Consider the following 18,642-nt stretch of genomic DNA (forward strand, 5'->3'; position numbering starts at 1 on the left):
TTCAAAAAAAGTCATGTCACATATAAAATAATTTTAAGTATAAAGCCAAAAAATATTAAATTTACTTCACTGGCATTCGCTTATACAATGTTGAATATTGATTGTATATTTATTCGTTATGACGAATGAAAGGCGGCATTCCATTGATGAACTCAACAGCGAACGGACATAATGGCAGAACGCCATCCCATGAAGAGATTATGAAGGCTGTAGATGCAAAGGACCACGAATTACGGGAGCTTGCCCAAACAATACATAAACATCCTGAGCTAAGCTTTCATGAATATCAGGCACAGGGCTGGCTCACAAATACACTGGAACAGGCAGGTTTTGCTGTGGAAAAAGGTATTGCCGGACTGGAAACCTCCTTCCGTGCGGAATGGGAAGGGAAGTCCGGCGGACCCACAATCGCTCTGCTGGCTGAATATGATGCACTCCCAGCGATTGGACATGCCTGCGGACACAACCTGATTTGTACCGCATCAGTGGGGGCCGCTATAGCCCTCAAGAAAGCGATGCCGGATCTGCCCGGACGCATCGTGGTGCTAGGCACACCAGCCGAGGAAGAGGGTGGCGGCAAAATCATCATGTGCGAGCATGGCGTGTTCGACGGCATTGACGCCGTAATGATGGTGCATCCGCAGAGCAAAACGATGGTTTTGCGCGGGGGATTGGCCTGCGTGGATGCCACGTTTACGTTTCATGGCAAGCAGGCCCATGCCGCTTCCTCCCCGGAGAAGGGCATTAGCGCACTGGATGCCATGATTAATGCCTTTGTGGCTATTAATTCAGTTCGCCAGTTCGTCACCAGCGACGTGCGTATCCACGGCATTATTACAAAGGGCGGAGACGCCCCGAATGTTGTACCGGAGCTGTGCGAGGCTGTGTTTATTTTGCGGGCGCAAACCGTCGTCGGCTTGGCTGAGGTGCGGAACAAGGTGTACCGCGCTGTTCGTGCAGCGGCAGAAGGCATGGGGGCAACCGTGGATATTGCCGAGGGACTTATTTATGCGGAGCGCAATACAAACAAGAGATTAGCCGCTTTATTCCAGAGCAATCTGGAGCAGCTCGGTCTGGAGGTTCACGAGCCACCTGCACAGGGGGGCATCGGTTCGTCGGATATTGGCAATGTCAGCCAGATTACCGCAGCAATTCATCCTTATATCCGACTGGGTGACGCTTCCACGCATACGCCGGAATTTGCTCAGCTTGCGGGAGCGGAGGAAGGTATGATTGAAATGAACTATGCCGCCAAAGCGCTGGCATTAACGGCTTATGATCTAGTGACCGATCCGATGGCTTTGAATGAGGTACGGACTGAATTTGAACAGTGGCAAGCGCAGAGAAACGGGGGAGCATCCGAATGAGTAGCAACACGGCCGTACCGAGCGGCCCGAAAAAATGGCTGAAAATGCCGCATACCTTTGTCATTCTTATTTTTCTGACCTTAGTGGCCGGGATATTGACCTATGTCGTCCCCGCTGGAGAGTTTGAACGGGTTAAAAATGAAACAACCGGCAAAACCCTGCTCGTTCCCGGTTCGTACACTCATGTCGATCCGAATCCGGTTACGCTGTGGGATATTCCAAAATCCATCGTATCCGGTCTGGTCGATTCTGCCGATGTGGTCTTTTTCATTCTGACCATCGGCGGTGTTTTTCAGATTATTACGTCCTCTGGAACGATTGAGGCGGTCACGGGAAGAGTCGCGAGATCTTTTTCCAACAAAGGTATATGGGTGATTCCGGTATTTATTACCCTGTTTTCCGTGGGCGGTTTTACGATGGGCATGTCCACCGAGGTTATGGTATTCGTGCCGATTGGTATTGCTATCGCCCGGGCGTTGAAATTTGATGCGATGACGGGTACGGCCATGATTTCACTAGGGGCTTCCTGTGGGTTTACTGCCGGGCTGCTGAATCCGTTTAATGTCGGCTTGGCACAGGCGATTGCGCAAATCCCTATTTTTTCAGGGCTGTGGCTTCGTGCCATCCTGCTGGTCATCCTGATCGTCATTACGAGCTTATATATTATGCGTTATGCCAGCAAAGTGAAGAAAAGCCCGGAAAGCAGCCTCGTTTACGAATTGGAAAAGAGCGCTGAAGACAAGCCGGTGGATCTATCCAATCTGCCTTCCGTACAGCTCAAGCATATCCTGATCATTTTGACCGTTGTAGTAAGCTTCGCGATGTTGATCTGGGGAGTGTCCAAAAAAGATTGGTGGATGGAGGAACTGGCGGCCCTGTTTCTTTCGATGGGAGTCATTTCCGGCTTTTGTGCAGGCTACGGGCCAAGTCGCATTGCGACAGAGTTTGCCAAAGGGGCCAAGGATATCACCTATGGTGCGCTGATTATCGGTTTTGCACGTTCCATCGTGGTTGTACTGGATCACGGCAATGTGATTGATTCGATCGTTAACAGCCTTGCTATCATGGTGGGACATTTGCCTGAATCGGTACAAGTGCTGGGCATGTATGTGTTCCAAAACATTATGAACGTATTCATCACCTCTGGTTCGGGAATGGCCGCAACGACGATGCCGATTATGGTGCCACTGTCTGATCTGCTCGGCATTACACGGCAGACGACGGTGCTTGCCTTCCAGCTTGGAGATGGATTTTCGAACATGATTTTGCCTACTTCCTCAGCCTTAATGGGGAGCTTGGCCGTATCGGGTATTCCGTATCAGAAATGGGTTCGCTTCTTTTGGCCGCTACTGGCTGTCTGGTTCGTACTGGGTGCAGTATTCGTGGTTGTCGCTCAAATCATCGGATATCACTAAACTGAGGAATTTACAAAAATCCAATAAGCGACTTCCAATGAACAATATATAGATCGAAATGGTCTAGTTCATCAGCAATACTTTTCAGCCCTCATCTTGCCGTGTTCGTACAGGCTTGCTGGGGGCTGTTTTATGTGAAACGGCAAACAACACGGATTTGTGAAGACAATCCCCGGATATTTAAACGCTTTTGGGAGAACGGCAAAACTATAATAATAAGGAATTTAAATTATGTAAGCGCAATCATTTTGGGTATTTGCTTGTCATCACAACACAATTGAGGAGGACGACTTGGATGGCTCAAAGGAAAGGCGCATGGCGAAAGGGAACCTTGACCGCCGCGTTGGCAACGATGCTGGCGATGACGGGTACAACTGTGGGGATGGCGGCAGAAGCTCCATCTGAACCGGAGCTTCAGGCAGCATCGGCTGTTGCCGTCGAACAGAACCGAAGTGGCAGCATCCAACTGGAAAAGCTGGATCGGGGACTGGTGGCTGCGGTGACGCCGGAGGGTGTATTTTTAAGCTGGCGGCTGTTGGCGCAGGAAGTGAATGGTTACGGCCCAACAGGGCTGACAGGCGCGAATTTTAATGTATACCGTGACGGTAAAAAGATCGCGACGGTAACCGACAGCACCAACTATGTGGATAAAGAAGGAACCGGAAATGCAGTCTACAGGGTGGCTTCAGTCGTGAATGGACGGGAAAAGGATCGCAGCGCCAAAGTGACGCCATGGCAGCAGGGTTACTATGAGCTTCCGCTTCAAAAGCCTGCCGATGGCGTAACACCCGCAGGTGAGTCCTATACCTACTCTGCAAATGATATGAGTGTGGGGGATGTGGACGGAGACGGACAATATGAATTTTTTGTAAAATGGGACCCGTCGAACTCCAAGGACGTTTCTCAGAAGGGCTATACCGGAAATACGTATGTCGATGCATATACGGTTGAGGGCAAGCTGTTATACAGGATCGACCTGGGTGTGAATATTCGGTCAGGTGCACATTATACACAGATGATGGTGTACGATTTTGATGGCGACGGCAAAGCCGAGCTGATGTTCAAAACGGCTCCGGGTACCAAAACGATTACTTTTGACAAGAAGGGCAAGCCAAAAAAAGAAACCTATATTACCCTGCCCCGTGAGGATCGCAAAGCAGGGATTACGCATAAGGACGATTACCGTTTAAGCCGCACGGATTATTACGAGCATGTGGTGAACATGTTCATGAACTGGACGGAACATGAAGAAGTGGTCAAAGGAAAATGGCCTGCTACGCTGGAGGAATGCTTTGGTATCGCTCCAAAGTATAGCTATCCGTTATCCCGTAAGGATGCGGAAAGTTTGACCGACTACTTTATGGATGTATACGCGCCTGCGCGGAGCGACAAAAACAAGCTGAGAGAGTTCGAAGGCTTCATTGTGGATGGACCGGAGTATTTGACCATTTTCAAAGGAAAAACGGGAGCAGAGCTGGACACCGTCCGCTATGAGCCGGAGCGTCATGACGATGGCCTCATGTGGGGCGATTACGCCATGGCCCGGATTGAACCCGCCAACCGGGTGGATCGTTTTCTGGCAGGCGTGGCTTACTTGGACGGACGCAAACCGTACGCTGTTTTTGCACGCGGGTACTATACGCGCTCCACGCTGGTCACCTACACATGGGACGGTCGCCATCTCCAAAAGAACTGGATGGTGGACAGCGGCTGGGCGCCAATGACGAATCCATTTAACGATAGTCCGCATGGGCGCGATGGAACAGACCCGAAATTCGGCACCTTAACCACACAGGGAGCGCATTCGCTGAGCGTGGCGGATGTGGATGGTGACGGCAAGGATGAAATCGTATACGGATCTGCCACCATCGACCATGACGGCAGCCTGCTGTACAGCTCATTTGATGTCATGCCTCCTGAAAGCGCGATTCCGGGCCAAACAGCCAGACTGGGACACGGCGATGCGCTGCATGTGACGGATATTGACCCTGATCGGCCGGGGAAAGAAATCTTTATGGTGCATGAGGGCGGCACCTATGCTCCTTATGGCTATTCGCTGCGAGATGCCAAAACGGGCAAAGTCATCTACGGTGGATATTCCGGCAAGGATACAGGCCGCGGAATGGTCGGTGACATAGACCCGGATCAGCGAGGGCTGGAAACCTGGGCTATGGGCTTATGGACCGCTGCCGGCAAGCAGCTTGATACCAAGATGCCTGGCACTAATATGAGTATCAAATGGGCGGCGGACATGACCACTCAAATCGTAAACGGGGCAATTGACGTAACCCCAACCATTGAAGACTGGAAACGGGGCACATTGCTGACCGCAACAGGAACGAAGACGAACAACTATACCAAAGGAACACCATCGCTGGTAGCCGACATTTTCGGAGATTGGCGAGAAGAAATGCTCGTCCGCACAGCGGATAGCTCGGCGATCCGTATCTATTTGAGCACTGAGCCTACGACGCATAAATTGTACACACTGATGCATGATCCGCAATATCGCGCGGACGTGGCCCGCCAAAATACGGGCTATAACCAGCCATCCTATACAAGCTTTTACTTCGCATCTGATATGGATTGGGCGAACGTGCCAATTCCCAAGCTCTACACACCAAGAGCCGTAATTCAGGAAGAGAGTAGCGATGAGGTGGATGAGGCAGAGACCTCGGAGACAAATGCGAAGGAAATAGAGGCAGACATCTTATATAGTTATTAAATTTTTGGCTCTGTTAAATTTAAATGTTGATTTTTTAATATAATAAGGAACTTCTAACGGAGTTCCTTATTATATTTAGAAGTATCTATTATTATAATAAAAAATTGACAAACTGACTTTATAGTTTCTAATTAAGCCTTATAGCTACATATTTTACCTCTATTAATAATAAAAAGCTGAAAGGTAAGCCAACGAAGTAATAAAATTACTGCAAAATAAAATTCGCTTTTCCCCACAGGCTTCCAATAGAAAACCTTCTCTATATAATCTGTTTTTTTACTTTAAACCTTCTGTGTTACAATGTTAATTCCTTGTTCAACAAAACTCCCTTTAGTTGATTAGGGCTTAACTGATCATTCTGAATTTTGATAAATGTATCCATATCCGATTAGATGATTGTCTAATATTAATTACCTGTCATTTTCATGAAATTAAAAATAGGCATACTCACACTTCAATAAAGTTGAAGAGTACAGACAGGCACATAACAAAAGAGTCATAACTTGATTAGCCTTACAACCTTGATTTAATATTAAAAAATGCAAATTAACGATGAGGTGAAAATAATGAAATTCAATGAATTTTACGTTGGCCAAATTTTTAAAACGAAGTCCATAAAAATAACTAAAGAAAATATTACTAAATTTGCGGCAGAGTTTGACCCACAATATATGCACTTGGATGAGGAGAAAGCAAAACAAGGTAGATTCAATGGAATAATTGCTTCTGGAATACAAACAATAGCTGTTTCTTTCAAATTGTGGGTTGAAACCGGGAGTTATGGTAATGATGTAATTGCTGGAACAGCTATGAATAATCTTAAATTCTTAAAGCCAGTTTATCCAGGTGACGAATTGTATACAATAGTCGAGGTTATTGCAGTAAATGAGAAGAATAATGGAACAGGAATAGTTACAGTTTTGTTGTCAACATATAACAATAAAGATGTGAAAGTTTTCGAAGGGGAGTTATCTGTTCTCATTAATAAATAAAATAACTCTAGGATATCGCTCAGGAAGCAGACATGAACTCCCTTCAAGAGGGAGTAACCTATCCATATCCCAAATTTACTAAATGAGATATTATGCGTACAGCAACAATTGTAGAATTCTCTGAGAAAGTCTTTAATCCATATGCTCAATTGAAACGTAGCATTGAATCGTTCACGATAGGGGCCAAAGGCAAGAACATAAACGCTTATGAAGTCGCCATAATGGCGGCTTTATTTTTAAGGATATCAGTTATATTGTCCCGAGCTGAGGACAATAACTGGTATCTTGCTTTTAGATGTTATTGAGAAAAAGGATATCGTACGTTTTTCAACCCCTATCGTGTATGATTATAGACTTAAACAAAGAATATTAAGTCTTTTTAATGCAATATTAAACGAAAAAGATGAGGCTTTGTGCTGTGATTTATTCTTATCTCTAACGGAAAACCTTATGCAAACTAATCTTTCTACAGACTATAAGAGAGATAACGCTCTAATCAGGAAAGCAAAAGATATAATTCATCATACCAACTTAGAAAATGTACTTAAACTTGATGATATATGTAAAGAACTTGATTTAACTCATTTAAATAAACAATTTAAAAACGTATATGGAACAACAGCATTTGAATATATGTCACATTTAAATTAAGGATGTTTTTAAAACTATGTTTGTAGTTTTACTCAGAGAAGATCTTTTCAATTGGCAAAAACTAAATGTTACAGTATTTTTAATGAGCAGTGAGCCTTATGTTGATGGTGATGGAGTTTACCAGGCTAACAAAAGGACTTGGTGTAAAAATGTCCTTATTAAGTATGGAATCTTATATTCTACAGGAGCGTGTTAGTATGCCAAAATACGTCGAAATTGGTTACCCAATTTATGAAGGAATGCCTGTTTATCCAGGATTGCCGGAAGTGAAATTAGAGCCTAGAGAGCGTTTGGACAACGGGGATGACTGGAACGGAAGCGTGTTAAGCATGTATCTTCATGCCGGTACCCATGTCGATGCCCCGTGGCATCATAAGAATAACGGTAAGGGAATAGATGCTGTTCCGATTGAAGACTTCATCTACAGAAAGCCACTATTAATTGATTGCCCGCTTGGCCCGAACGGCTTTATCACCATCGAAAAGCTCAAGGAATATGAAGAACTGAATGAGGCGGATATTCTAATCTTCAACACGGGCCATTGGAAACACCGGGATACGGATTTCGAGAAATACGCCAATAATTTCCCGGCTGTCTCTCCGGAAGCCGCCGAATACATCCGGACGAAGTTGCCAAACTGCAAAGCGGTGGCCATAGATACCTTGAGCATTGAAAATTTGACAGAAGCAAAAGGAAACGGCTATTTTGTCCACCATGCCTTTTTAGACCATGAAAAGTATGAAGAGCCGACAATGCTCATTTATGAAGACATTAATCCAGCGCCATTGGTTGGCAAAAAGCTCATTTCTGCCTTCACAGCACCACTTCGAATTAAAGACCACGATGCATCTGTCGTTAACGTCATCGTTGAAATTGAAGAATAAGAGCTATTCTGTGTTAGCCTCGAAAAAAGGAATTTCAGGATAGGACAAGAAGTGCAGCGACGCTCTTCAAGTAGATGTGGAATGAGGAAGATGCTTTCCAACACAACCACTAATCTTTTTATTAATATCTCAAATTTATTACAAAGCCTCATAGGGAGGAAAGTGGAAGTGCTGGTTCCATGCTCTTTTGCGCCAATGCTGACGGATCGAGTGGCTATTACCTGAATTTACAGGTGATCGACCTGGAGGACGGTACGTTTGCAGAAGGGCATTTTGGCGTGAATGTATTTGGAGGGCAGGCTTTTTACCAAAATGTAAGGGTCAAGGAAATTTGAATTTTTTTTCAGAAGGAGAGCCGTATTTACGTATTTACGGACTCTCTTTTTTTTGCATATTTTTAATTGTGGCAGCAGGAATCTTTAATTTATTAGTTAGAAGGAGGGCGTTCAGAAGGGTATAATAAAATATAGTGCTGTATAAAGTGTGTATATATTGTAATATGACAGGTTGAAAAGTTATGACGATCACACGCTGATCTGGAAGGACGGCTGTCGAGCGAATCGGAGGAATGCTAGTGGGGATGATGCTCTCTTTTCTGAAAAAATACCGGGTTCCGGCCATCGCGGCCCTCGTGATGATGCTGCTGGAGCTGACGGTGGAATTGTCGCAACCGTATCTGATCTCCAAAATTATTGATGAGGGCATCCGGCAGCAGGATTTGTCCGTCGTCTGGTTATGGGGCGGTGTGCTGGTGGGAAGCGCCATTATTGCTTTTATAGCGGGGATTTCCAGTTCCTTTTTTGCTTCTCATGCCAGTCAGGGCTTTGGTTATGATTTGCGGGAAAAGCTGTATCATAAGGTACAATCCTTTTCCTATCCGGTGTTTAAACGTTTTGCTACCTCATCGCTGATTACGCGTTTGACGGGGGACGTGACACAGGTGCAGGATACGGTGTTTATGAGCTTGCGGTTTATGACACGGGTGCCGCTGGTGGTGATTGGCAGCATCGTGATGTCGCTGGTCGTGCATTTCAGACTTGGACTGTTGCTGGCGGTTATGGCCCCGGTGCTGTTCGTGTTTGTGCTGGTGATGATGCGGCGAACCGTCACTTTGTTTAAAGGCGTCCAGCGTCGTTTGGATGACGTTAACGGGGTGATTCAGGAGAACCTGACAGGTATCCGGCTCATTCGGGTTTTTGTGCGGATGCGGCATGAAATCGAGCGTTTTGCCCACTACGGGGGCGAACTGATGAAAGGGACGGTTTCTGCTCTGCGCTGGACAGAAACGACGATGCCGTTCATTTTGTTTACGATGAATGCAGGGATTATCGCCGTGCTTTGGTTCGGACGGGGTCAGATTGCGACAGGGGATGCCAGTGTGGGACAGGTGGTCGCTGTCGTCAATTATTCATTGCGGACGATTGGAGCCTTATCTGCCTTGTCGGGGATTGTTGTTGTGTTTTCCCGGGCGACCGCTTCCACAGCACGGATTCGTGAGGTATTAGAAACACATAATGAAGACCACAGAGAACGGGAGTCTATTCCGATACATAACACGCGAATCGAGGGAAAGGTGGAACTGGATCGGGTGAGCTTTCATTATCCGGGCAGCGATCTCGCGGTGCTAAAGGATATTTCCTTTATGGCTCGACCGGGTGAGCGCATCGCTATTATGGGGGCCACTGGGTCGGGTAAATCCTCACTTGTGCAGCTCATTACGCGTTTGTATGAAGAAAATGAGGGCCGTGTGCGCTTTGACGGCAAGGACGCGCGGGAACTGGACGCTTCCATACTGCGTGAGGCCATTGGCTACGTGCCACAGGAGGTGCTTCTTTTCACTGGCTCGATTCGGGAAAATATCGCTTGGGGGCTGGAGGATGCCAGTCTGGAGCAGATTCAGGAAGCAGCTCGTATGGCGCAAATTCACGATATGATTGAGCGCTTGCCGCAAGGCTATGACACCATGCTGGGACAGCGCGGTGTGAATCTGTCCGGTGGACAGAAGCAACGGCTATCTATTGCCCGCGCGCTGGTGCGCCATCCGGCGGTGCTTATTTTGGACGACAGCACCAGTGCGCTAGATGTGCGGACAGAGGCGGCTTTGTTGGAGGCGCTGGAGGGCTTGTCCTGCACGACCTTTCTTATTACGCAGAAGATCAGCTCGACCGCATCGGCAGATCAGATTTTACTGCTGGATGAAGGCCGTCTGATCGCGAGCGGAAGTCATGATCATTTAATGGACAGTTCGGAGCTGTATCGACGCATCTATGAATCACAATACGGTAAGGAGGAGTCGCATGTTCAAGGAACTCATTGATCCCTTCCGTCAGCCTACACCACCGTCCGGTGTATTGCGCAACCCGGCAGGAGCAGAGGGACGCCGCAAGGCCAAGGCCAAGAACTGGTCCAGCACGCTGGGCAGGATATGGGAGTATCTGGCCCGCCGCAAGGCCAAGCTGATGCTGGTGCTGTTTATGGTACTGCTCAGTTCAGGGCTGGCTCTGCTGGGTCCGTATTTGGTCGGCGTCGCAGTGGACGATTTTCTGGAAGGTCCGGGTGGACGCACGTGGATTTATTTTCTCATTGGGCTGGGGGCTGTGTATTTGCTCAATTCGCTGACCTCCTGGCTGCAAAATATCTGGATGATCGAAATCGCCCAAGAGACCGTGTACCGGATGCGTTTCGACCTGTTTTCACATTTGCATCGCTTGCCGATTCCTTTTTACGGTAAACGTCAGCAGGGAGAGATTATGAGTCGATTGACCAATGATATCGAAAATGTCAGTTCTACGCTGAATAGCTCAGCCATTCAGATTTTTTCGAGCGTATTGACGCTGGTGGGTACACTCGCAGTCATGCTGTGGCTAAGTCCGTTGATGACACTGCTGACCTTTATCGTGGTGCCGCTGATGGCAGTCGGGATGCGCTGGATTACGCGCCGCACAGGTCCCTTATACAAGGAACGGCAGAAGAACCTGGGCGAACTGAACGGATACATCGAAGAAACGTTATCTGGGCAGCAAATTATCAAAGCATTTTCACAGGAAAAGAGAGTGATTCGCGGCTTTGGTGAGCGTAATGACCGTATCCGTTTGTCGGGCTTCTGGGCACAGACGATTTCCGGCTTTATCCCCAAGCTGATGAACGGCCTGAACAATCTCAGCTTTGCCATTGTGGCAGGAATCGGCGGGATTTTGGCCATTCACGGTTCTATTACCATCGGGACGATCATCATTTTTGTAGAGTATGCCCGTCAGTTCACCAGACCGCTGAACGATCTGGCTAACCAGTGGAATACCCTGCTGTCCGCTATTGCCGGAGCTGAACGCGTTTTTGAAATATTGGATGAGGATGAGGAGTCCAAGGACGAGCACGGCGCCGTAGAGCTGGAGCATGTCGAGGGCGCAGTTCGGTTTACCGATGTTTCCTTCGGCTATGATGACGGGGGAAATACGTTAGAAGGCATTTCCTTTGAAGCCAAGCCCGGCGAAATGATCGCATTGGTCGGTCCGACCGGGGCAGGAAAAACAACGCTGATTCAGCTGATATCCCGTTTTTACAGTCCCGACAAGGGAATGATCACGCTAGACGGGCGCGACATTACCACCGTTCAGCGTGAAAGCTTGCGCTCACGTATGGCGTTTGTACTACAGGATTCCTTCCTGTTCCAAGGGACAATCCGTGAAAATATCCGCTTTGGCAGGCTGGATGCCACCGATGAAGAGATAGAGGAAGCATCGAAGCTGGCGAACGCCCACTCCTTTATCATGCGGATGAAGGACGGATACGACAAGGTGCTGGAGGCTAACGGTAGCGGCATCAGCCAAGGGCAAAAACAGCTGCTGGCTATCGCCCGTGCTATTTTGGCTAACCCTTCGATCCTCGTACTCGACGAGGCAACCAGCAGCATCGACACGATTACCGAGATGAAAATACAAGAAGGACTGGAGCGGCTCATGCAGGGTCGAACAAGTTTCGTCATCGCGCATCGGCTGAATACCATTCGTCAGGCTGACCGGATTCTCGTTTTAAAGGACGGTCGTCTGGATGAGCAAGGCTCGCATGATGAGCTGCTGGCTCATAGAGGCTTTTACAGCGATTTATTTTATGGGCAGTTGAGAAAGCAAAGCTCTTAAAAAATGTACATACATCAGGAGGTGCGGGGATGAACGGAAGTCTGTTTGAGCCACGGCTGCGTGACGGGGATTATATTCCCCGTTTTTTTGCTTACTATTACAAGCAGTGGCACGATTACACCATGCCGTATCACGATCATCATTCTACCGAAATTATGTATATGATCTCAGGCTTGTGCAGAGTGGATGTACAGACGGGCGGGAAAATGGAAGAGAGCATCACCCTGCGCAAGGGCGAGTTTATTATGCTCGACGCGGGGGTGTCCCACCGGCTGGTGGTGGAGGGAGATCAACCGTGCCGGATGCTGAACGTAGAGTTCGGTTTTACGGAGGGGGTGGGGATAGGGCCGTCTATCCGACAAATGGCAGCGGAGGAGCAGGAGGTCACGGCCCTCATGTCGCGTCCATTCCCGTATCTGGTGCTGTCTGACCCGGAAGAGGTGTATTATGCGCTGAAAAGTCTTGTGCTGGAGCTGGATCAACGAAAAGAGCATCCCGGTGCGATGGTTGAGCTGCTGTTTATGCAATTGCTCGTGCGAATCGCCAGACTGCGTGAGGAAGTAGGACGGAGTGACACGCAGCAAATGGATGTTTACATTAAACGATGTATCGAATTTCTTCATCTGAACTATGACCGGGATATTCTGGTGAAGGATATGGCAGCAGCGGTGAATCTGCATCCAGGGTATTTGCATCGCATTTTCAAAAAACATACCGGACAAACGCTTACTGCTTATTTGACGATGCTACGGATGGACAAGGCCCGAATGCTGCTCCAGCAAACGGACATTCCCATTCACGAAATTGCCGATTATGTAGGCGTGGGCAGCAGGCAATATTTCCATATGCTCTTCAAAAAGCACACAGGCAAGACACCTGTCGAATACCGCTCTGCCGTGGAACGCCATGTGTGGAACTATGCGGAGGATGAAGAGGGATGAGATGGCAAGTTAAGTTAGGATTTTTGACACCTATACGCGAATCTGGTCATGATTTTGATAACGCTTCCCTCTGGCAAATTGCTACAATGACGGTATACTACACATCTAACGCTGGAGGTTGAATGCCGTGTCATTTAAAGTGACTTTTATTGGAGCGGGGAGCATCGGTTTTACCCGTGGAATTTTGCGAGATCTGTTGACGGTGCCGGAATTTAACGAGATTGAAGTGGCTTTTACGGACATTAATCAGCACAATCTGGATATGGTCACTGAGCTGTGCCAGCGGGATATTCGGGAGAACGGTTTGTCTATTCAAATACAGTCCTCTACGGACCGGAAAGTGGCTTTGAAGGATGCCAAATATGTAATTTGTACGATCCGGGTTGGCGGGCTGGAAGGGTTTGCGACCGATGTAGACATTCCGCTGAAATATGGCGTGGATCAATGCGTGGGCGATACGCTGTGTGCAGGAGGTATTATGTACGGGCAGCGTGGTATTGCGGAAATGCTGGAGATCTGCAAGGATATCCGCGAGCTAAGCGCACCAGATGTGCTGCTGCTGAACTACTCGAACCCGATGGCGATGATTACCTGGGCCTGCAACAAGTACAGCGGTGTACGTACGATTGGGTTGTGTCACGGTGTACAGCATGGACATCACCAAATTGCTGAAGTATATGGCTTGGAGAAGCAGGATGTGGACATTGTGTGTGCCGGAATCAATCACCAGACGTGGTACATTCAGGCGTCACATGAAGGCAAGGATCTGACAGCTGGACTGCTGGAGGCTTTTGAAAAGCATCCCGAATATAGCCGCACCGAAAAGGTACGCATCGACATGCTTCGCCGTTTTGGCTATTACAGCACCGAATCGAACGGCCATCTAAGCGAGTATGTTCCCTGGTACCGGAAGCGTCCGGATGAAATTCTCGACTGGATTGATCTGGGAAGCTGGATTAACGGAGAAACGGGAGGCTATCTGCGTGTATGTACGGAAGGACGCAACTGGTTTGAAACAGATTTCCCAAACTGGATGAAGGAAGACCCATTGGAGTACAAGGCAGAGAATCGTGGTGAGGAGCATGGCTCCTACATTATCGAAGGACTGGAAACAGGACGTGTATACCGGGGGCATTTTAATGTCGTCAACAACGGAGTGATTTCCAATCTGCCGGATGATGCGATTATTGAGGCGCCCGGATATGTGGATCGTAACGGCATTTCCATGCCTCATGTGGGTGAACTGCCGCTCGGCCCTGCGGCTGTCTGCAATGTTAGCATTTCAGTGCAGCGTTTGGCGGTTGAAGCTGCTGTACATGGGGACGACAAGCTGTTGCGGCAGGCGTTCATGATGGACCCACTGGTGGGTGCGGTATGTAATCCGAAGGAAATCTGGCAAATGGTCGATGAAATGCTGGTAGCGCAGGAAGCGTGGCTTCCACAATACGGAGCGGCAATTGCCGAGGCGCGTCAACGTTTAGCTGCGGGCGATCTGATCCCAACTCGTGCGTATGAGGGAGCGGCAAGGCTTAAGGTCAAGACGATTGAGGAAATGCAGCTGGATCGGGAGGCGGCCAACAAAAACGCGGGCGAATCCGACAAAGGCAAGGAACGCGAAAAGGAGTAGCCCAGCTAGGCCTGGCAGCTTGGTACAATTGCATGAACGCTCACTGCATGTACATGCATGATGAATGGCCGTGAGGCTGCACTACGATGAATAGGGTATTTTCATGGCGATGAGAGCCTGAAAATGCCCTTTTGGTGTCGATAGATTTAATGATTTGGCATAGACCGGAGTTTGGAGTTTATCATTGTCGATTTGAGCTGACGGAAATTAAAGAAAATACCCTAATTTTTTTCTAAATCCGCTTTTTTGGTGTCGATCCCGAAGGTCGGGAGAGCTTGTCACAGCAGGCATAGTTCATCATATGAAGGACTCGGCCCTTGGAAATGGGGAGATAGCAAAAACGGGTACTGTGGCAATTCATGTGCCTAATTAATAATTTAAACCTTAATTTATTCAATTTACAGCAGTTTTCCAGCTCACTATAATCTAACATAGGAGGTGACAAAAAGGGGAGGAAGTAAGCGCGTGGAAAAATAGAAAGCGCTTACCTTAGACAGCTATGAACGCCGCTTTTTTTGGAGAAAGATGGCGTAACTCACACATAATCATGTAACAATCAGGTGCCGCTATAGGAAGATTCAACAAAATTTACGGAAAGATAGGTGAAGCAATTGAAAACCAAGCAAGTGCTTCGTAAAGGCATGAAGTATGCTTTTGCGCTATCACTCGTCGCAAGCAGCTTTCTACCAGGTGCAGGATTTACGGATAAAATACATGCAGAATCCCATGTGGACAATCCTTATCAAGGGGCGACAAAATACGTTAGTCCTGATTATGCGGCTAGTGTCGACACATCGATTGCCAAGATTACTGATGCCAATCTGAAAGCGAAAATGCAAACCATCAAAACATTCCCGACAGCCGTATGGCTTGATCGCATCGCTGCCATTAACGGCGGTGGAGGCAAGCTTGGCCTGGAAGCGCATTTGGATCAAGTGTTGGCGCAAAAGAAAGGCAACACACCAATTACGGCAGAGTTTATTGTATATGATCTGCCCGGACGGGATTGCCATGCCTTGGCCTCCAACGGTGAGCTGCCGCTGACCCAAGCGGGTCTCGAAACGTACAAAAAGGACTATGTCGATAAAATTGCTGCTATTTTTGCCAATCCGAAGTATCAGGATATCCGCATTGTAGCGATTATTGAACCAGACAGCTTGCCAAACCTCGTGACCAATCTGAATGACCCCAAATGCGCGGAAGCTAAATCTACAGGAATTTATGAAGCCGGCATCAAGTATACAATTAATAAGCTGAACGAGATTCCTAATGTCTACAAATATGTAGATATCGGTCACTCCGGCTGGCTGGGTTGGGATAACAATCGCACAGCAACCGTATCGTTGTTCACGAATGTTTTCAGAGACACGAGCAAAGGACTGTCCAGTGTGGATGGCTTTATCACGAATACAGCCAATACTTCACCGCTGACAGAACCTAATCTGCCTGATCCAAACCTGAATATCGGCGGACAGCCGATCAAATCTTCCAAATACTACGAATGGAATCCTAATTTCGATGAATCTGATTTCGCAGAGGCATTGCATAGAGACTTTGTGAGTGCAGGCTGGCCGAGCTCACTCGGTATGTTAATTGATACGGGCCGTAACGGATGGGGAGGACCTAACCGTCCGACTGCCGCTGTCGGCAGTGATATTAACTCCTATGTGAACTCAGGCCGTGTAGACAAACGCTCGCACCGTGGTAACTGGTGCAATAACAGCGGAGCAGGTATGGGAACTCCGCCACAAACGGCTCCAGCTTCCCATGTTGATGCTTATGTATGGGCGAAACCTCCGGGTGATTCCGATGGTTCCAGCTCGCTCATTCCGAACGATGAGGGTAAAGGCTTTGACCGATACTGTGATCCTACCTATACAACCAAGGATGGCACATTAACAGATGCTTTACCGAATGCACCTATTTCAGGAGCTTGGTTCCATGATCAGTTTGTTATGCTTGTGCAAAATGCATATCCAGCGATTGTCCCTTCATCCGGTGGCGGAACAACTCCTACACCAGCCGCTCCGGCAGTACCAGCGGGCTTAAAGGCGACAGCGGGTAATGCGGAAGTGAAGCTGACCTGGAATGCGTCCACTGGGGCCGACAGCTACACGGTAAAACGTGCAACCAGCGAAGCAGGTCCTTTTTCAGCCGTTGCACCTCTTGTTACTGAGAAAGAGTACACAGATAAGGGGCTGACCAACGGAACAACTTATTTCTATGTTGTAAGTGCTACGAATACGAAAGGAACAAGCAAGGATTCCACTGCGGTAAGCGCTGAGCCAAAAGGTACACCGACAGATCCAACGGACCCTACAGATCCTACAGAACCAGCGGGTGATCTGGTTGTAATGTATCGGGCCGGGGACACCGATCCAGCTAATAACGCAGTCAAGCCTTTCTTAAATCTGAAAAATAAAGGTACAACACCAGTGAAGCTGAGTGAGCTGAAAGTCCGGTATTATTTCACGAAAGATGGCAGCCAGGAGCTGCAATCTGCAGTAGACTATGCGCAAGTAGGCAATGATAACGTGTTGCGTACATTCACAGACAAGTATATTGAAATTGGTTTCAATGCTGCTGCCGGCACGCTTGCTGCTGGAGCGCAAACAGGTGATATTCAGATCCGCATCAACAACAGCGACTGGTCTAACCTGGACGAATCCAATGATTACTCCTTCGATCCTACCAAAACCTCTTATACAGAATGGAATAAAGTAACATTATTCCATAATGATAAGCTGGTGTGGGGAATCGAGCCTTAGGATTGGGACAGAAGATGTGCGCTTAAGCAATGGAAGAGCCCCGAAGGAAAAGCTACGGCACAACTGCCGTAGCTTTTTTTGATCGTGTTCAGATAAAGAACCTCATGACCAAGAGAATAAGCATTCAAATTGTGTATAATAAAAAAGAATGCTGTTCTATTGTGGAGGTCATCATGAGCAAAAAGTTAATTTTAGATGTAGATACGGGTATCGACGACGCACTTGCCCTTGCGTACGCGGTCCATTCGCCGGAATTGGAGCTACTTGGCATCACAACTACCTTTGGCAACATCTCGGTTGAAGAAGCGACACGCAACTCGCTGATCTTGTTGGAAAAGCTCGGTGCAGACGCTCCGGTCGTATCCGGCGCTCACAAGCCGTATGCCCGTGAGCTGTTCAAGCCGTATTCCCGCCATATTCATGGTGAAGACGGCATTGGCAACCAGGTGAAGGGTTCGCCTTCCCGACAGGCAGCATCTGGTGATGCGGCCGATTTTATCATCGGACAGGCTCGTCGCTATGAAGGCAAGCTTACCCTTGTAGCGGTGGGACCGCTGACCAACCTTGCGATTGCACTGGATCGTTGCCCCGAACTGCCGCACTTGCTTGACCGTCTGATCATTATGGGCGGTGCAGTCACGGTAAAAGGCAATGTAACCCCAACGGCTGAAGCGAATATATATGCCGATCCTGAAGCCGCAGCCTATGTGTTAGGAGCGGGTTTTCCGCTCACGCTGGTTGGGCTGGATGTGACCATGCAGACGCTGCTTCCTCAGCATGAAGTGGACAAATGGCGTGAGCAAGGGACCGAGCTGGGTACCTTTATGGCAGATATGACTGACTTCTATATGGAAGCCTATCGTAATTTTAGACCCGGTATCGCAGGCTGTGCTTTGCATGATCCGTTGGCCGTAGGGCTGGCGATTGATTCCAGTTTTGTGGAGACGCGACCGATGCACATTGTCGTCGAAGTGGGGGATTCTGCCGAGGTTGGTCGCACCCGTGAAGTACCGGGCAAGGATCAAGCTCATTCACAGACTAGTATTGACGTGGCACTTGAAGTGGATGCGGAGCGGTTTTTGCGTCATTTTCTGAGTCGGGTGGTATAAAAAATAATTCAAAAGATTGCCGATGAC

The 18,642-nt window shown here is 48.1% G+C and carries 13 protein-coding genes and 1 pseudogene; all 14 read left to right on the forward strand.

Annotated elements, in window-relative coordinates:
- Window positions 1-146 precede the first annotated feature (146 nt).
- Window positions 147-1,367, forward strand: coding sequence for a M20 family metallopeptidase (locus tag QD47_RS14115; RefSeq protein ID WP_044646733.1), 1,221 nt, complete (start codon window positions 147-149; stop codon window positions 1,365-1,367).
- On the forward strand, window positions 1,364-2,782 hold the full coding sequence (locus tag QD47_RS14120) for a YfcC family protein (protein ID WP_044646734.1): 1,419 nt from the start codon (window positions 1,364-1,366) through the stop codon (window positions 2,780-2,782). Before QD47_RS14115 ends, QD47_RS14120 begins: the two co-directional genes overlap by 4 nt.
- A 295-nt stretch (window positions 2,783-3,077) precedes the next feature.
- A complete protein-coding gene (locus tag QD47_RS14125) occupies window positions 3,078-5,507 on the forward strand; it encodes a rhamnogalacturonan lyase (RefSeq protein WP_044646735.1) in 2,430 nt (809 codons plus the stop codon).
- Window positions 5,508-6,073: 566 nt separating this feature from the next.
- Window positions 6,074-6,499, forward strand: a complete 426-nt coding sequence (locus QD47_RS14130; protein ID WP_044646736.1) for a MaoC family dehydratase — start codon at window positions 6,074-6,076, stop codon at window positions 6,497-6,499.
- A gap of 285 nt (window positions 6,500-6,784) precedes the next feature.
- A pseudogene (locus tag QD47_RS14135) lies at window positions 6,785-7,150 on the forward strand (helix-turn-helix domain-containing protein); the annotation flags it as partial.
- Window positions 7,151-7,248: 98 nt separating this feature from the next.
- Window positions 7,249-8,034, forward strand: a complete 786-nt coding sequence (locus QD47_RS14145; RefSeq protein WP_235332267.1) for a cyclase family protein — start codon at window positions 7,249-7,251, stop codon at window positions 8,032-8,034.
- A gap of 179 nt (window positions 8,035-8,213) precedes the next feature.
- The gene (locus tag QD47_RS32540) at window positions 8,214-8,369 is read left to right on the forward strand and encodes a hypothetical protein (RefSeq protein WP_200893438.1); all 156 of its coding nucleotides are present in this window, start codon (window positions 8,214-8,216) and stop codon (window positions 8,367-8,369) included.
- A gap of 245 nt (window positions 8,370-8,614) precedes the next feature.
- Window positions 8,615-10,351: an ABC transporter ATP-binding protein gene (locus QD47_RS14150; RefSeq protein WP_082067188.1), complete on the forward strand. Its 1,737-nt coding sequence runs from the start codon at window positions 8,615-8,617 to the stop codon at window positions 10,349-10,351.
- Entirely contained in the window at window positions 10,332-12,170 is a 1,839-nt protein-coding gene (locus QD47_RS14155) for an ABC transporter ATP-binding protein (protein ID WP_044646741.1), read from the forward strand. The genes QD47_RS14150 and QD47_RS14155 overlap by 20 nt, the downstream gene beginning before the upstream one ends.
- Window positions 12,171-12,199: 29 nt before the next feature.
- Entirely contained in the window at window positions 12,200-13,111 is a 912-nt protein-coding gene (locus tag QD47_RS14160) for an AraC family transcriptional regulator (RefSeq protein ID WP_044646742.1), read from the forward strand.
- Window positions 13,108-13,233, forward strand: coding sequence for a hypothetical protein (locus QD47_RS33735; RefSeq protein WP_268794247.1), 126 nt, complete (start codon window positions 13,108-13,110; stop codon window positions 13,231-13,233). The genes QD47_RS14160 and QD47_RS33735 overlap by 4 nt, the downstream gene beginning before the upstream one ends.
- 5 nt (window positions 13,234-13,238) lie before the next feature.
- Entirely contained in the window at window positions 13,239-14,738 is a 1,500-nt protein-coding gene (gene melA / locus QD47_RS14165) for an alpha-glucosidase/alpha-galactosidase (RefSeq protein WP_044646743.1), read from the forward strand.
- A gap of 602 nt (window positions 14,739-15,340) precedes the next feature.
- Window positions 15,341-17,506: a glycoside hydrolase family 6 protein gene (locus QD47_RS14170; RefSeq protein WP_044646744.1), complete on the forward strand. Its 2,166-nt coding sequence runs from the start codon at window positions 15,341-15,343 to the stop codon at window positions 17,504-17,506.
- A 173-nt stretch (window positions 17,507-17,679) separates the two neighbouring features.
- Complete coding sequence (locus QD47_RS14175) at window positions 17,680-18,615, forward strand: nucleoside hydrolase (RefSeq protein WP_044646759.1); 936 nt, start codon at window positions 17,680-17,682, stop codon at window positions 18,613-18,615.
- Window positions 18,616-18,642: the final 27 nt, after the last annotated feature.

The sequence above is a fragment of the Paenibacillus terrae genome (assembly GCF_000943545.1).
Taxonomy (GTDB): Bacteria; Bacillota; Bacilli; order Paenibacillales; family Paenibacillaceae; genus Paenibacillus; species Paenibacillus terrae_A.

Bases quoted from the DNA above. Each gene is read 5' to 3' on its own strand.
- QD47_RS14125 (WP_044646735.1), top strand. From the start codon at position 3,078: ATGGCTCAAAGGAAAGGCGCATGGCGAAAGGGAACCTTGACCGCCGCG.
- QD47_RS14130 (WP_044646736.1), top strand. From the start codon at position 6,074: ATGAAATTCAATGAATTTTACGTTGGCCAAATTTTTAAAACGAAGTCC.
- QD47_RS32540 (WP_200893438.1), top strand. From the start codon at position 8,214: ATGCTCTTTTGCGCCAATGCTGACGGATCGAGTGGCTATTACCTGAAT.
- QD47_RS14145 (WP_235332267.1), top strand. From the start codon at position 7,249: ATGTTGATGGTGATGGAGTTTACCAGGCTAACAAAAGGACTTGGTGTA.
- QD47_RS33735 (WP_268794247.1), top strand. From the start codon at position 13,108: ATGAGATGGCAAGTTAAGTTAGGATTTTTGACACCTATACGCGAATCT.
- QD47_RS14115 (WP_044646733.1), top strand. From the start codon at position 147: ATGAACTCAACAGCGAACGGACATAATGGCAGAACGCCATCCCATGAA.
- QD47_RS14120 (WP_044646734.1), top strand. From the start codon at position 1,364: ATGAGTAGCAACACGGCCGTACCGAGCGGCCCGAAAAAATGGCTGAAA.
- QD47_RS14150 (WP_082067188.1), top strand. From the start codon at position 8,615: ATGATGCTCTCTTTTCTGAAAAAATACCGGGTTCCGGCCATCGCGGCC.
- QD47_RS14155 (WP_044646741.1), top strand. From the start codon at position 10,332: ATGTTCAAGGAACTCATTGATCCCTTCCGTCAGCCTACACCACCGTCC.
- QD47_RS14160 (WP_044646742.1), top strand. From the start codon at position 12,200: ATGAACGGAAGTCTGTTTGAGCCACGGCTGCGTGACGGGGATTATATT.
- QD47_RS14175 (WP_044646759.1), top strand. From the start codon at position 17,680: ATGAGCAAAAAGTTAATTTTAGATGTAGATACGGGTATCGACGACGCA.